Origin of the sequence: Streptomyces alboniger (genome assembly GCF_008704395.1) — a bacterium.
Taxonomy (GTDB): domain Bacteria; phylum Actinomycetota; class Actinomycetes; order Streptomycetales; family Streptomycetaceae; genus Streptomyces; species Streptomyces alboniger.
Map to the genome: position 1 here is coordinate 5,573,439 of NZ_CP023695.1, position 14,696 is coordinate 5,588,134.

Genomic DNA, 14,696 nt, shown 5'->3' on the forward strand with positions numbered 1-14,696 from the left:
GCCCGCCGAGGTCCTCTCCACGCGGCTGCACCTCGCGTCGGCGGTGAAGGCCCCCCGCTCTTGACGTCCGGCCCGACACGGGGGCCGCCGCCCCACGCCGCCGGGGCCCGGCCGCCCGTACGCGGTCGGAGACCGGACCCGCGACACGCGACCGCATCGCAGTCGGGCACGGCCGCGTTCGAGCTGCCGGGGTCTGGGGTGTCGGCTGTGCCCCGAGTCAGGCGTAACGCGTTCCAGCCTGCCCGGGGTCCCTGGCGTCCGCTATGCCTTGAGCCGGGCGCGGCCGCGTCCTGTGGCGTCCGCCACGCCGGTGCTCCGGCGCAACCGCGGCCCCGCCGTCGCCGTCCTACAGCGGCCACCCCTACAGCCCCAGCCGAGGGCGTTGTAGACGGCCCCCCCGCCACCGCCGCGAAAATCCCGGGAGCCCCCCCGTGCACCCCGCACCCCACACCGCCGCTCACCCACGCCGCCCCCTGGCCCTCGCGCTCACCGCGCTCGTCGCCCTCGCGCTCACCGCGTGCACCGCCGGGAGCGGGGAAGGCGGTCAGGCGTCCGGGGAGCGCGGTGACCCCTCGGTGCGGCCCGGGCTTCAGCGGTTCTACGGGCAGGAGCTGGCGTGGCGTCCGTGCGGTGACGGTCTGAGCTGTGCCCGCCTCACCGTCCCCCGGGACTACGCCCACCCGCGGAACGGCAAGACCTTCGTCCTGCCGGTCGCGAAGGCGGCCACCGCCGGCAAGCACGACCGCATCGGCTCGCTCGTCTACAACCCGGGCGGTCCCGGAGCCTCCGGAGTGAGCGACCTCAAGTCGGACAGCGGCGAGGTCTTCAGCGAGGAGGTGCGCGCCCGGTTCGACATCGTCTCCTTCGACCCGCGGGGCGTGGGCGGCAGCCGGCCCGCCGTGACGTGCGCGGAGCCCGACGACGAGGGCGCGGCGGACGACGCCCCCGAGCCCCTCACCCCCAGGACCCGTGGCGACCGCGCCCGCGCCCTCGCCGCCGCCCGCGCCGACGCCGAGGCCTGCGCGAAGGGCAGCGGCGGCATCCTGCGCCAGGTCGGAACCGATGACGCGGCCCGCGACCTGGACGTCCTGCGGGCGGCACTGGGCGACCGGAAGCTGAGCTACCTCGGCTGGTCCTACGGGACGAGCCTCGGCACGTCGTACGCCGAACAGTTCCCGCACCGCGTCCGCGCCCTCGCCCTGGACGGCGCGACCGACCCGTCCCTGAACTGGTCGCAGCGGGCCATCAGCCAAGGCGCCGGGTTCCGCAGGGCCGTCGAGGACTACGCCGAGTACTGCGCGGACATCGCGGGGGCCGGCTGCCCCGGCACGAGCCCGGCGGAGATATCCGGCGTGCTCGACAGGCTGTTCGAGGAGGCGGCGCGCGAGCCGCTGCCGGTCAGCGACGAAGAGGCGTACGAGGTCGACGCGCGGACCCTGCTCGATGTCGTCACGGACGCCATGTACAGCCCCGAGGACGACTGGGAGGCCCTCTCCGACGCGCTGGCCGAGGCCGCCGACGGCGACGCCACCCGCCTCGCCGAGCTGGCGGAGGGCGACGACGCCTCCGGAGATGACGCCTCCGGAGATGACGCTTCCGGAAACGCCCGTAGCAAGAGGCGAGAGGCCGGCAACGACGACGACGCCCTCCTCGCCGTCAGCTGCCTGGACACGCCCCACCCGCGCGCGGCGGGACCCTACTGGAAGGCCCTGGCACCCGCCGAGAAGGCCGCGGGCGTCTACGGCACATCGAGCGTCGTCGACGAACTGACCTGCAAGGACTGGCCCGCGGGCACGCAGCGCCCGCACCGCGTCCGCGCCGCGGGCGTCCCCCCGGTCCTGGTCGTGGGCACCACCGGCGACCCCGCGACGCCGTACGAGGAGGCCCGGAGCCTCGCCGAGCAGTTCCCCGGCGGGATGCTCCTGACGTACGAGGGCGTGGGCCACACCGCGTACGGCCGGAGCAACGCCTGCGTCACGGACGCCGTGGACGACTACCTCATCGACCTGAAGCGGATCGGGGCCGACACCATCTGCTGACACCACCTGCCGACCCGCGCGCGCGGCGCCCCGAACCGAGGACGACGCCTCAGCACTCGATGATGTTCACCGCGAGCCCGCCCCGCGCCGTCTCCTTGTACTTGACGCTCATGTCGGCGCCCGTGTCCTTCATGGTCTTGATGACCTTGTCGAGGGACACCTTGTGGGAGCCGTCGCCCCGCATCGCCATCTTCGCGGCGGTCACGGCCTTCACGGCCGCCATGCCGTTGCGCTCGATGCACGGGATCTGGACGAGGCCGCCGACGGGGTCGCAGGTCAGGCCGAGGTTGTGCTCCATGCCGATCTCGGCGGCGTTCTCGACCTTCTCCGGGGAGCCGCCGAGGACCTCGGCGAGCGCGCCCGCCGCCATCGAGCAGGCGGAACCGACCTCGCCCTGGCAGCCGACCTCGGCACCGGAGATCGAGGCGTTCTCCTTGAAGAGCATGCCGATCGCGCCCGCGGCCAGCAGGAAGCGGACCACGCCGTCCTCGTCGGCCCCGGGGATGAAGTTCATGTAGTAGTGCAGGACGGCGGGGATGATGCCCGCGGCGCCGTTCGTCGGGGCGGTGACCACGCGGCCGCCCGCGGCGTTCTCCTCGTTGACGGCCATGGCGTAGAGGGTGATCCACTCCATCGCGCGGGCCTGCGGGTCGCCCTCGGCGCGCAGCTGCCTGGCCGAGTTGGCGGCGCGGCGGCGGACCTTGAGACCGCCCGGCAGGATGCCCTCGCGGGACATGCCGCGGGAGACGCACGCCTGCATGACCCGCCAGATCTCCAGGAGGCCCTCGCGGATCTCCTTCTCCGTGCGCCAGGCCTTCTCGTTCTCCAGCATCAGCGCGGAGATGGACAGGCCGGTCTCCTTGGCGAGCCGCAGCAGCTCGTCGCCGGTGCGGAAGGGGTACTTGAGGACGGTGTCGTCCGGCACGATCGGGTTCTCGCCAGCGGCGCCCTCCTGATTGAGCACGGTCTCGTCGACGACGAAACCGCCGCCCACGGAGTAGTACGTCTTCTCCAGGACGAGGGCGCCCTCACGGTCGTACGCGAAGATCGTCATGCCGTTGGCGTGGTACGGCAGGGCCTTGCGGCGGTGCAGGACCAGGTCCTCGTCGAAGTCGAAGGCGATCTCGTGCGCGCCGAGGAGGCTGAGGCGTCCGCTGCTCCTGATCTCCTCGACACGGCCGTCGGCGCTCTCCACGTCCACCGTGCGGGGCGACTCGCCCTCCAGGCCGAGCAGGACGGCCTTCGGGGTGCCGTGGCCGTGGCCGGTCGCGCCGAGCGAGCCGTACAGCTCGGCCCGTATGGCGGTGGTGTGGGCCATGAGGCCCTCGTTCTTCAGGCGGCTCGCGAACATGCGGGCGGCCCGCATCGGACCGACCGTGTGGGAGCTGGACGGGCCGATGCCGATCGAGAACAGGTCGAAGACCGAGATGGCCACGGAAGACTCCAATGGTTGGTAGACGCCGTCGTCTGCCGGATGGTGCAGAAAGCAGGGCGTGCGCCGGGCATGAGCCGGGGCACCGCACTCACTGTGTTCACTTCCAGTGTGCGCGGTGCCCCGAAGTTTCGTACGAGGAAAAGCGTACGAAAATGCTACAGGTTGGGGTACAGGGGGTGCTTGGCCGCCAGAGCCGAGACCCGCGCCTTGAGGGCGTCTGCGTCGAAGCCGGGCTTGAGGGCCTCGGCGATGACGTCGGCGACCTCCCGGAAGTCCTCCTCCTGGAAGCCGCGCGTGGCGAGCGCCGGGGTGCCGATCCGCAGGCCCGAGGTGACCATCGGGGGGCGCGGGTCGTTCGGGATGGCGTTGCGGTTGACCGTGATGCCGACCTCGTGGAGGCGGTCCTCGGCCTGCTGGCCGTCCAGCTCGCTGTTGCGCAGGTCCACCAGGACCAGGTGCACGTCCGTGCCGCCGGACAGGACGTCGACGCCGACGGCCTTGGCGTCGTCCTGCACCAGGCGCTCGGCCAGGATGCGGGCACCGTCCAGGGTGCGCTGCTGGCGCTCCTTGAACTCCTCGCTCGCGGCGACCTTGAACGAGACGGCCTTGGCGGCGATCACGTGTTCGAGGGGGCCGCCCTGGAAGCCGGGGAAGACCGCGGAGTTCAGCTTCTTCGCGAAGTCCTTGTTGCGGGCCAGGATGATGCCGCCGCGCGGACCGCCCAGCGTCTTGTGCGTGGTGGAGGTCACCACGTCCGCGAACGGCACCGGGTTGGGGTGCAGCCCGGCGGCGACCAGGCCGGCGAAGTGCGCCATGTCGACCCACAGGTACGCGCCGACCTCGTCGGCGATCCGGCGGAACTCCGCGAAGTCCAGCTGCCGCGGGTAGGCGGACCAGCCCGCGATGATCACCTTCGGGCTGTTCTCCTTGGCCAGGCGCTCGACCTCGGCCATGTCGACCAGACCGGCCTCGTCCACGTGGTACGGGACCACGTTGAACTGCTTGCCGGAGAAGTTCAGGCGCATGCCGTGGGTGAGGTGGCCGCCGTGCGCCAGGTCCAGGCCGAGGATCGTGTCGCCGGGCTGGGCGATCGCGAAGAGGGCGGCCTGGTTGGCGGAGGCGCCGGAGTGCGGCTGGACGTTGGCGTACTCGGCGCCGAACAGCTCCTTGACGCGGTCGATCGCGATCTGCTCGGCGACGTCGACGTGCTCGCAGCCGCCGTAGTAGCGGCGGCCGGGGTAGCCCTCGGCGTACTTGTTGGTGAGGACCGTGCCCTGGGCCTCCATGACGGCGACCGGAGCGAAGTTCTCCGAGGCGATCATTTCCAGGGTCGACTGCTGGCGGTGCAGCTCGGCGTCGACGGCGGCGGCGACGTCCGGGTCCAGCTCGTGGAGAGGGGTGTTCAGAAGCGACATCGGGGAGATCCTTAGCTGCCGGAGAACTCGGTGTACTCGTCCGCGGAGAGCAGGTCCTTCGGCTCCTCCGTGGTCCGGACCTTGAAGAGCCAACCGCCCTCGAACGGCGCGGAGTTCACCAGCGAGGGGTCGTCCACGACGTCCTGGTTGGCCTCGACGACCTCGCCGGTCACCGGGGAGTAGAGGTCGCTGACCGACTTGGTCGACTCCAGCTCACCGCAGGTCTCGCCCGCGGTCACCGTGTCACCGACCTCCGGAAGCTGCACGAAGACGACGTCGCCGAGCGCGTTGGCCGCGTGCTCGGTGATGCCGATCGTCGACACGCCCTCCTCGGCGGCCGACAGCCACTCGTGCTCCTTGCTGTAACGCAGCTGCTGGGGGTTGCTCATGACCTGAATTCTCCTGTACGCGGGTGGGTGCTGCGGAACGGGGACGATGTGCGGGCAGTCACTTCTGGCGCTTGTAGAACGGCAGCGCCACGACCTCGTACGGCTCGTGGGTACCACGGATGTCCACGCCGACGCCGGGCGTGCCCGGGGCCGAGTGCTCCGCGTCGACGTACGCCATCGCGATCGGCTTGCCCAGCGTCGGGGACGGGGCGCCCGAGGTGACCTCGCCGATGACCTTGCCGTCCGCGACCACCGGGAAGCCCGCGCGCGGGACGCGGCGGCCCGCGGCGATCAGGCCGACGAGCTTGCGCGGCGGGGCGGACTCGGCGCGCTCGGCGGCGGCCGCGAGCGCCGCGCGCCCCACGAAGGTCTCGGACCGCGACGTCTTCTCGAACTTCACGACCCGCCCGAGCCCCGCGTCGAACGGCGTCAGCTCGGCGGTCAGCTCGTGCCCGTACAGCGGCATGCCCGCCTCCAGGCGCAGCGTGTCGCGGCAGGAGAGGCCCGCGGGGACCAGGCCGACCGGCGTGCCCGCCTCCATCAGCGCGCCCCACAGCTTCTCGGCGTCACCGGGGGCGACGAACAGTTCGAAGCCGTCCTCGCCGGTGTAGCCCGTGCGGGCGATCAGCGCGGGGACGCCCGCGACGGTGCCGGGCAGGCCCGCGTAGTACTTCAGGTTGTCCAGGTCGGCGTCCGTCAGGGACTTCAGGATGCCGGGGGACTCGGGGCCCTGGACGGCGAGCAGCGCGTAGGCGTCGCGATCGTCGCGGACCTCCACGTCGAAGCCCTCGGCGCGGGCGGTGAGCGCGTCGAGGACGACCTGGGCGTTGGAGGCGTTGGCGACGACCATGTACTCGGGGGCCTCGGGCTCGCCGAGCCGGTAGACGATCAGGTCGTCCAGGATGCCGCCGTCCTCGGCGACGATCATCGTGTAGCGGGCGCGGCCGACCCCGATGGAGCCGATGTTGCCGACCAGCGCGAAGTTCAGGAAGTCCGCGGCCGCCGGGCCGGTGACGGTGATCTCGCCCATGTGGGAGAGGTCGAAGAGACCGGCCTTGGTGCGCACGGCGTTGTGCTCGTCGCGCTCGCTGCCGTACCGCAGCGGCATGTCCCAGCCCGCGAAGTCGGTCATGGTCGCGCCGAGCGACCGATGGACGGCGTCGAGGGCGGTCAGACGGGGGGCAGTGCTCATGAAGGGAACTCCCAGGGCATGACGGGCGAGGTCGATCCTCCCCATCTGTCATCGGAACCTGAGAGGTTCGCCACGACCACTCGGCCTGCGAGGGTCACGGCTTGCACCTTGGGTGGAGCCGACGGCTGCCGGCCCGCTTTTCAGATGTGCCTCGCCCGCGCGGTACGGGGCCTGAGAGATTCAAGGGAGGGACTTGCTCCTTCGGCGCCCCGGAGCGTCGTACGACGCCTGCCGGGAACTCTCCCGCGCGGATTCAAACGGCCGGTATGGAGTTGGCGCGCACATCATTGCACGCGAGGTGGACGAGGGGGACTCATGGTCGAGTAATCCCCTTGTGCGGCATTACCTTCTCTTTACACTTGCCGGGGAAAGCAGTACGTGACCGCTATGGGGAGGCAGATCACGGTGCGCAGCAGGACGAGTGTGTACGCCACGACCACGGGGGTGGCGCTGCCCAAGCAGGCCGCCGCCCCGCTCGGGGAGGACTGCGGCCGGCTCCCCGTGGCCGTCGTCCGGGATCTGCGCCACCGGGCCGGGCACAGCCCCCACCGGCTCTCCTTCGACGAGGGCGACCTGGTCGTCGTCTCCGGGCTGCCCGGCGGCGGAAAGTCCACGCTGATGCGGCAGGCCGTCACGGGCCCCCGCATCGACTCCCAGGACACCCGCGACCGCTGGGCCCGCCGCATGCCGCGCCTGCTGCCCTACGCGCTCTACCGCCCCCTGGTCCGCCTCGCGCACTACGCGGCGCTGCGCCGCGTCCTGCGGTCCGGCGCCGGCGCCGTCGTGCACGACTGCGGCACCCAGCCCTGGGTGCGCCGCTGGCTCGCCCGCGAGGCCGCGCGGCGCGGCAGGACCCTGCACCTGCTCCTGCTCGACGTCCCCGCGGACACCGCCCTCGCCGGCCAGCGCGAGCGCGGCCGCGGCGTCTCCCGGTACGCCTTCGCGCGCCACCGCAGAACCGTCGGGCGGCTGGTCGGTGCCGCCGAGCGCGGCCGTCTGCCGCGCGGCTGCGGCTCGGCGGTGCTCCTCGACCGCGCGGCGGCGCAGGTCCTGCGGGGGATCGCCTTCGACCGCTGAGGACGCCCGACGCTAGGGTTTCGGCCGCAGGCAGCCGCGACCCGCGGGCAGCGGTCGTGGGCAGGGGTTGGACAGCGCGAGCAGGGGTTGGACAGATGGACTTTCCGGCGCAGGCACATGCCCATCCGTACGGCGGATGGCCGGGCAATGAACTCGAAGAGGTCCTCGCGGCCTCCCTCGGCGCCCCCGCGTCGGCGGGCGCACGGATCGTGGAGGTCCTCGGCCGCAGCCGGATATGGATCCCCCTGCCGAACGGCGGGGGCCCCGACAGCGGCACCCTCGACCTGCCCACCCTGGAGATCGACGGCCAGGCGTACGTCCCCGTCTTCACCTCCGAACAGCAGTTCCGCCAGGCACTCGGCGAGGCGGCCGACCGCATGGGACACACGGTCGCACCCGCCGTCGAGTTCGCCCGCGGCCTGCCCCCGCAGCTGGGCCTGGCCCTGAACCCGGACGGCACGGTCGGCGTCCCGCTGCCGCCCCCCGCGGTCGCCGAGCTGTGCCGGGCCGGGCGCACCCCGCTGGACGGGCCCACCACCGGCGGCCGCGTACGCCTCTTCGAGCCGGACTGGCAGGAGGACCCCGTGGACTTCCTCGCCGCGGCCGGCCGGGAGTTCGAGGCGGCCGGCGTCGTGCTCACGGCGCGCCGCTGCCTGGCCGCCATCGAGACGGACGACCCGACCCTCTTCGTCGGTGTCGAACTGTCCTCCTGGGAGGGCACCGCCCGCGACCTGCCGATGGAGGCCCTGGGCCGCGCCCTCGGCCAGGTCCCCGTGCCGTGGCCGGTGAACCTCGTCCTGCTCGACGTGGCGCAGGACCCGGTCGCCGACTGGCTGCGCGTGACGGTGCGGCCGTTCTACCACCGGATCGCCGCTTAAGCTGGTTCCATTCCTTGGGCCCAGTGACTGGGCCTATTCCTCGGGTCCGTTGAGTTCGTCACGAAGGGGCGGTTACGGGTGAGTGCGTCGGGCACGGCCGCGGCCGGACAGGTGGAGCAGGTGCTGCGCCAGGTGACGCCGGGGCGTTACGACGCGTACGAGGCGCTCCTGCGCGCGCTCGCCGCCGACCAGGTGTGGATGCTGCTCTGGCACGGCCAGGCCGGCTCCCCCGACGCCCAGTACGGGAACATGGAGATCGAGGGCCTCGGCTACGCCCCCTGCGTGACCTCCGCCCAGGAACTGTCCGCGAGCGGCTGGAACCGCAGCTACGAAGTGGTGCGCGGCGTCGATGTCGCCCGCACCCTCTACCCCGACCACTACGGCCTGTGGCTGAATCCGCACGCCCCCGGCGGCGGCGTCGGCATCCCCTGGCTCGATCTGCGCCGCATCTCCACCGGCCTCGACCTGCTGCCCGCCGGGCCCCTCAGGCTCACCGAGCCGAGCATCGAGATCCCCCAGTTCTACGCCCTGTTGACGCAGAACGCGCACCGCACCCCCGCGGTCCGCTCGCTGCGCCGCGCCTGGGTGCAGCCCGCCCTCGGCGCGCCCTATCTGGCCATCGGCCTCGATGTGTACGACACGTCGCCGCCGTCGGTCGACGCGGTGCGGGCGATGATGCAGCAGTCCATCGCGGCCGTCCCGGAGGGGCTGCCCGTCTCGACCGTCGCGATGTCCGACGACTACGACCCGGTCGCCATGTGGCTGCGGGCCAACGCCCGGCCGTTCTACGACCGCGATGCCCAGGCGGCCCCCGCCCCCGCGGGCGGATACGGCTACCCCGCGCAGTACTGAACAGCGCGAACGGACGCGATGTCCGTTCTGATGCTGGTGGGGCCCTATGGGCTCCCGTGAAGCCTTGCACCCCAACTGCCCCGTGTTCGACCATCGTTCACCCGCGTCCGCATAACGGAACACCTCGATCAGCATCACGTTTGCGCATCCATTCCCCGTCAAGTCTGGTAACAGATCGCGACGTGGATGAAGACTCCCGCTCCAGGGGCCTTCGCCCCCTGCGTACGACGGACTGATCACGTCGCTACAGCGGCAAGTGCGGGCCGGTCACCACCGGTTGAGAGGGGTCCCTGCCACGATGACGGCACCATTGCATGACACACCTGCGGACGCGGACCCGACCGAGGACGTCGCCCCCGCAGCTGGTGCAGGGGTGAAGAAGGTCGAGGGCCGGTCCCTCAAGCAGATCGCCTGGAACCGGCTGAAGCAGGACAAGGTCGCCCTCGCGGGCGCCTTCGTCGTGCTGTTCCTCGTCCTGGTCGCCGTCTTCGCGCCCTTGATCGTGAGCCTGCTGGGCCACCCGCCCAACGACTTCCACCAGGAAGAGCTGGACGAGCTGACCAACCTCCCCAAGGGCGCGCTCGGCGGTATCAGCAGCGACTTCCTCCTCGGCGTGGAGCCCAACAAGGGCCGCGACATCTTCAGCCGGATCGTCTACGGGGCACGCATCTCGCTGCTCGTGGCGTTCCTCGCGGCCGTGGTCGCCGTCGCCCTCGGCACGCTCTTCGGCATCATGGCGGGCTACTTCGGCGGCTGGGTCGACGCGCTGATCAGCCGCGTGATGGACGTGCTGCTGTCGTTCCCGCAGCTGCTCTTCATCATCTCCCTGGTCTCGGTCCTGCCGGACGACCTGCTCGGCCTCACCGGCAGCGGTGTCCGCGTCGGCATCCTCGTCCTGGTCATCGGCTTCTTCGGCTGGCCCTACGTCGGCCGGATCGTCCGCGGCCAGACGCTCTCGCTCCGTGAACGCGAGTACGTGGAAGCGGCCCGCAGCCTCGGCGGCGGAAAGCGCCACATCCTCTTCCGTGAACTGCTGCCCAACCTGGTCGCCCCGATCACCGTCTACGCGACGCTGATGATCCCGACCAACATCCTCACGGAGGCGGCCCTGAGCTTCCTCGGCGCCGGTGTGAAGCCGCCGACGGCCTCCTGGGGAGGCATGCTGCGCGACGCGCTCGAAACCTACGAGCACGACCCGATGTTCATGGTCGTCCCGGGCGTGACGATCTTCATCACCGTTCTGGCCTTCAACCTCTTCGGCGACGGGCTGCGTGACGCGCTCGACCCGAAGGGAACGCGCTAGAAACCCCCAACCGGCTCGCCCCTGCCGCATGTCAGGTGGCTCCACCCCATGGTTCTCCGGCAGCTCAAGGCCAGGGACCGCGAATCTCGGAGGTTACGAGAAAATGCCCACAGTTTCCTCGAAACGACGGCTCACCAGCGGTGCGGCCCTCGTCGTCGCGGCACTGGTGACCACCACGGCGTGCGGCGGCGGTGACGGTGGTGACGGTGACTCGAAGGGTGCCGGCTACAACGCGGCGCTGAACAAGGTCGCCAACCCCTCGAAGAAGAAGGGGGGCACGCTGAGGATGGTCGGCAAGCAGGACCTCGACTCGGCCGACCCCCAGCGCGCGTACTACGGCATGTCCTGGGACTTCATGCGCTTCTACACCCGGCAGCTGGTGTCCTACGACACCAAGCCGGGCAAGGCGGGCACGAAGCTGGTCCCCGACCTCGCCACCTCCACCGCGAAGATCTCGGACGACGGCAAGACGTACACGTACAAGCTGCGGGACGGCCTGACCTGGGAGGACGGCTCCGAGCTGACCTCCAAGGACATCAAGTACGGCATCGAGCGCGCATGGGCGACGGACACCATCACCGGTGGTCCGGGCTACATCAGGCAGGCGCTCGACCCGGACTCCAAGTACAAGGGCCCGTACAAGGACAAGGGCGGTCTGAAGGCGATCGAGACGCCCGACGACAAGACCATCATCTTCAAACTGCCCAAGCGCAACGGTGACTTCGAGCAGTTCCTCGCCATGCCGACCGGTTCGCCGGTGAAGCAGGCCAAGGACACCAAGGCGAAGTACACCGCGCGGCCGTTCTCCTCGGGCCCGTACAAGTTCCAGTCGTACAAGTCCGGCAAGAAGATCGTGCTCGTCCGCAACGACAAGTGGAAGAAGTCCTCGGACCCGATCCGCGCGGCGCTGCCCGACAAGATCGACGTGACGATCTCCGCCAACCTGGAGGAGAACGACAAGAGGCTGATGGCGGGCGACTACGACGTCGACCTCAACGGCACGGGCATGACCCAGTCCGGTCGCGTCACCGCGGTCTCGAAGCACAAGGACAACGTCGACAACATGCACACGTCCTTCGTGCGCTACGTCGCCCTGATCCACACCGCGAAGCCCTTCGACAACGTGCACTGCCGCAAGGCGGTCTTCTACGGCACGGACTTCGAGAGCCTCCAGCGGACCCGCGGCGGCAAGCTCGCGGCCGGTGACATCGCCAACAGCACCTTCCCCGTGGCGATCCCCGGTCACAGCGACTACGACCCGTACGGGGTGCTGAAGCGCAAGGGCAAGCCGGACGCCGCCAAGGCCAAGGAAGAGCTGAAGAAGTGCGGCAAGCCGGACGGCTTCAAGGCCAAGCTCACCGCCCGCAACAACAACCCGGGTGAGGTCGACGCCGCCGAGGCGCTCCAGGAGCAGCTGATGAAGGTCGGCATCGACGTCAGCGTCGAGTCCCTGGACGGCGCCGACTCCGCCAGCATCACCGGCTCGCCCTCCGTCGTGAAGAAGCGCGGCTACAGCATGCAGATGAGCGGCTGGGGCCCGGACTTCCCGTCCGGCCAGGGCTACGCGCAGCCGCTGTTCGACAGCCGTTACCTGATCGACAACGGCAACTACAACGAGTCGCAGATCAAGGACAAGAAGATCGACGCGCTCTTCGACAAGGCGATCGCGGAGACCGACCCGGCCAAGGCCGGCGAGATCTACAAGCAGCTCGACAAGCGGATCCTCGACAACGCCGACTGGATGCCCTTCCTCTACGAGAAGAACATCACCTGGCGCGGGTCGCGGCTGACCAACGCCTACATGAACGACGCCTACAACGGCCGGTACGACTACGTCTCGCTCGGTGTCGTCAAGTAACCGACCCCGCATGACCCGTAGTTGACCGTCCCACCGCCGCCGAATCCCGCCAGTCCGAAGGGCAGGTGATGGCCCCGGGCGGTGGCCGGGACCCCTCACGAGGGGGTGCCGGCCACCGCCGGGCCGCGCACAGTGCTTGCTTATCTCATCCGGCGCCTGATCGCCGTCATCATCATGGTGCTGGTCGTACTGCTCGCGACCTTCACCATCTTCTTCATGCTGCCCAAGTGGGCGGGACAGGACATCGCCGTCCTCTTCGCCGGCAAGGCATCGGGTGCCGAGCAGCTCGAGGGCATCCGCGTCAAACTCGGCCTGGACGACCCGCTGCTCGTCCAGTTCTGGGACTTCATCAAGGGCATCCCGATGGGCCGTGACTACGTCAACGGAAGTGACGTCACGCACTGCCCCGCCCCCTGCTTCGGTTACTCGTTCCGTACCGAGGCGCCGGTCTGGGACACCCTCAAGGACGCCCTGCCCGTCACCGGCGCGCTCGCCGCCGGAGCCTGCGTGCTGTGGCTGGCCGGCGGTGTCATCACCGGCGTGATCTCCGCCCTGCGCCGCGGCACCATCTGGGACCGCGCCGCGATGACCACCGCGCTCGCCGGCGTCTCGCTGCCCGTCTTCTTCACCGGCATGATCGCGATGGGCGTCTTCGTCCACGAGCTGGGCTGGGTGAGGATCGCCGACAGCCTCAGCACCGACGACTCAATCGACGTCTGGTTCCAGACGCTGATCCTGCCGTGGATCGTGCTCGCGTTCCTCAACGCCGCCATGTACGCCCGCCTCACGCGCGCCACGATGCTGGAGGTCCTCGGCGAGGACTACATCCGCACCGCGCGCGCCAAGGGCCTCGGCGAGGGCGTCGTCATCCGCAAGCATGCGCTGCGCTCCGCGATGACGCCGATCCTCACCGTCTTCGGACTCGACCTCGGCGTCCTGATGGGCGGCGCGGTGCTCACCGAGTCCACCTTCAACCTGCCGGGTCTCGGCCTCGAAGCGGTCAAGGCCATCAGCACCAAGGACCTGCCCGTCATTCTCGGCGTCACCCTGTGTGCGGCGCTCGCGATCGCCGTGGCCAACCTCGTCGTCGACCTCCTGTACGCCGTCATCGACCCGCGAGTGAGGCTGGGATGACCGAACTGTCCAAGAGCGGAGCCGCGGTGGGCGAGCCCGTCGCCGACTCGCCCGCTCCCTCCGCCTTCCTCGAGGTGCGCGACCTCAAGGTGCACTTCCCGACCGACGACGGCCTGGTCAGGTCGGTCGACGGGCTCAGCTTCCAGTTGGAGAAGGGCAAGACCCTCGGCATCGTGGGCGAGTCGGGCTCCGGCAAGTCGGTCACCTCGCTCGGCATCCTCGGCCTGCACACCGCCGGGCAGTACGGCCGCCGCAGGGCGCGGATCTCCGGTGAGATCTGGCTCAACGGCCAGGAGCTGCTGAGCGCCGACCCCGACGTGGTGCGCAAGCTGCGCGGCCGCGAGATGGCGATGATCTTCCAGGATCCGCTCTCCGCGCTGCACCCGTACTACTCCATCGGCAAGCAGATCACCGAGGCGTACCGGGTCCACAACGACGTCGACAAGAAGACCGCCCGCAAGCGCGCGATCGAGATGCTCGACCGGGTGGGCATCCCCCAGCCGGACAAGCGCGTCGACGCCTACCCGCACGAGTTCTCCGGCGGCATGCGCCAGCGCGCGATGATCGCCATGGCGCTCGTCAACAACCCCGAGCTGCTCATCGCGGACGAGCCGACCACGGCCCTGGACGTCACCGTCCAGGCGCAGATCCTCGACCTGATCAGGGATCTGCAGAAGGAGTTCGGCTCCGCGGTCATCATGATCACGCACGATCTGGGCGTGGTCGCCGAGATGGCGGACGAGCTCCTGGTCATGTACGGCGGCCGGTGCGTCGAGCGCGGCACGGCCGAGAAGGTCTTCTACGAGCCCCAGCACCCCTACACCTGGGGCCTGCTCGGCTCGATGCCGCGCATCGACCGCGAGGAGACCGAGCGGCTCATCCCGGTCAAGGGCTCCCCGCCCAGCCTGATCAACCTGCCGAGCGGCTGCGCCTTCAACCCGCGCTGCCCCTACGCGGACATCCCCAAGGATCAGATCACCCGCCGCGAGCGCCCCGATCTGCGCGAGGTGGCCGCCGGGCACTACTCCGCCTGCCACATGTCGCAGGAAGAGCGCACCCGGATCTGGACCGAAGAGATTGCGCCGAAGCTGTGAACGATGACGCGAAGAGCCAGGACGCGAAGG

Annotated in this window: 12 protein-coding genes and 2 riboswitches; of the genes, 8 read left to right on the forward strand and 4 right to left on the reverse strand. The window is 70.3% G+C overall.

Translation table 11 applies throughout. The features are described from left to right. Positions 1-431: 431 nt before the first annotated feature. Positions 432-2,039: an alpha/beta hydrolase gene (locus tag CP975_RS25015; RefSeq protein WP_150477364.1), complete on the forward strand. Its 1,608-nt coding sequence runs from the start codon at positions 432-434 to the stop codon at positions 2,037-2,039. 49 nt (positions 2,040-2,088) lie between these two features. Here the strand turns inward: CP975_RS25015 and CP975_RS25020 are convergent, their stop codons facing one another. The 4 genes from CP975_RS25020 to gcvT all read right to left on the reverse strand — a co-directional run bounded on the left by CP975_RS25020 (position 2,089) and on the right by gcvT (position 6,470). After that, the gene (locus CP975_RS25020; protein ID WP_150477365.1) at positions 2,089-3,474 is read right to left on the reverse strand and encodes an L-serine ammonia-lyase; all 1,386 of its coding nucleotides are present in this window, start codon (positions 3,472-3,474) and stop codon (positions 2,089-2,091) included. Between the two features lie 155 nt (positions 3,475-3,629). Next, positions 3,630-4,889, reverse strand: a complete 1,260-nt coding sequence (glyA, locus tag CP975_RS25025) for a serine hydroxymethyltransferase (RefSeq protein ID WP_150477366.1) — start codon at positions 4,887-4,889, stop codon at positions 3,630-3,632. An 11-nt stretch (positions 4,890-4,900) separates the two neighbouring features. Then, complete coding sequence (gcvH, locus tag CP975_RS25030) at positions 4,901-5,278, reverse strand: glycine cleavage system protein GcvH (RefSeq protein ID WP_150477367.1); 378 nt, start codon at positions 5,276-5,278, stop codon at positions 4,901-4,903. A 58-nt stretch (positions 5,279-5,336) separates the two neighbouring features. Next, the gene (gcvT, locus tag CP975_RS25035; RefSeq protein WP_150477368.1) at positions 5,337-6,470 is read right to left on the reverse strand and encodes a glycine cleavage system aminomethyltransferase GcvT; all 1,134 of its coding nucleotides are present in this window, start codon (positions 6,468-6,470) and stop codon (positions 5,337-5,339) included. Between the two features lie 35 nt (positions 6,471-6,505). Next, positions 6,506-6,620, reverse strand: a riboswitch (glycine riboswitch). Next, a riboswitch (glycine riboswitch) is annotated at positions 6,621-6,726 on the reverse strand. A 131-nt stretch (positions 6,727-6,857) separates the two neighbouring features. Here gcvT and CP975_RS25040 point away from each other — a divergent pair. The 7 genes from CP975_RS25040 (at position 6,858) to CP975_RS25070 (ending at position 14,666) form a co-directional block, all read left to right on the forward strand. After that, a complete protein-coding gene (locus tag CP975_RS25040) occupies positions 6,858-7,547 on the forward strand; it encodes an AAA family ATPase (RefSeq protein WP_199809560.1) in 690 nt (229 codons plus the stop codon). Positions 7,548-7,642: 95 nt separating this feature from the next. Then, complete coding sequence (locus CP975_RS25045; protein ID WP_055534251.1) at positions 7,643-8,425, forward strand: enhanced serine sensitivity protein SseB; 783 nt, start codon at positions 7,643-7,645, stop codon at positions 8,423-8,425. Positions 8,426-8,503: 78 nt separating this feature from the next. Further along, the gene (locus tag CP975_RS25050) at positions 8,504-9,277 is read left to right on the forward strand and encodes an enhanced serine sensitivity protein SseB C-terminal domain-containing protein (RefSeq protein ID WP_030785155.1); all 774 of its coding nucleotides are present in this window, start codon (positions 8,504-8,506) and stop codon (positions 9,275-9,277) included. A 298-nt stretch (positions 9,278-9,575) separates the two neighbouring features. Beyond that, positions 9,576-10,580: an ABC transporter permease gene (locus CP975_RS25055; RefSeq protein ID WP_030785157.1), complete on the forward strand. Its 1,005-nt coding sequence runs from the start codon at positions 9,576-9,578 to the stop codon at positions 10,578-10,580. Positions 10,581-10,683: 103 nt separating this feature from the next. Continuing rightward, complete coding sequence (locus tag CP975_RS25060) at positions 10,684-12,438, forward strand: ABC transporter substrate-binding protein (RefSeq protein WP_055534252.1); 1,755 nt, start codon at positions 10,684-10,686, stop codon at positions 12,436-12,438. A 132-nt stretch (positions 12,439-12,570) separates the two neighbouring features. Next, on the forward strand, positions 12,571-13,572 hold the full coding sequence (locus tag CP975_RS25065) for an ABC transporter permease (protein WP_055534381.1): 1,002 nt from the start codon (positions 12,571-12,573) through the stop codon (positions 13,570-13,572). Then, positions 13,569-14,666 carry an ABC transporter ATP-binding protein gene (locus CP975_RS25070; protein ID WP_055534379.1) on the forward strand — a complete coding sequence of 366 codons (1,098 nt, stop codon included), beginning with the start codon at positions 13,569-13,571 and terminating at the stop codon, positions 14,664-14,666. The genes CP975_RS25065 and CP975_RS25070 overlap by 4 nt, the downstream gene beginning before the upstream one ends. The last annotated feature ends 30 nt before the right edge of the window (positions 14,667-14,696 follow it).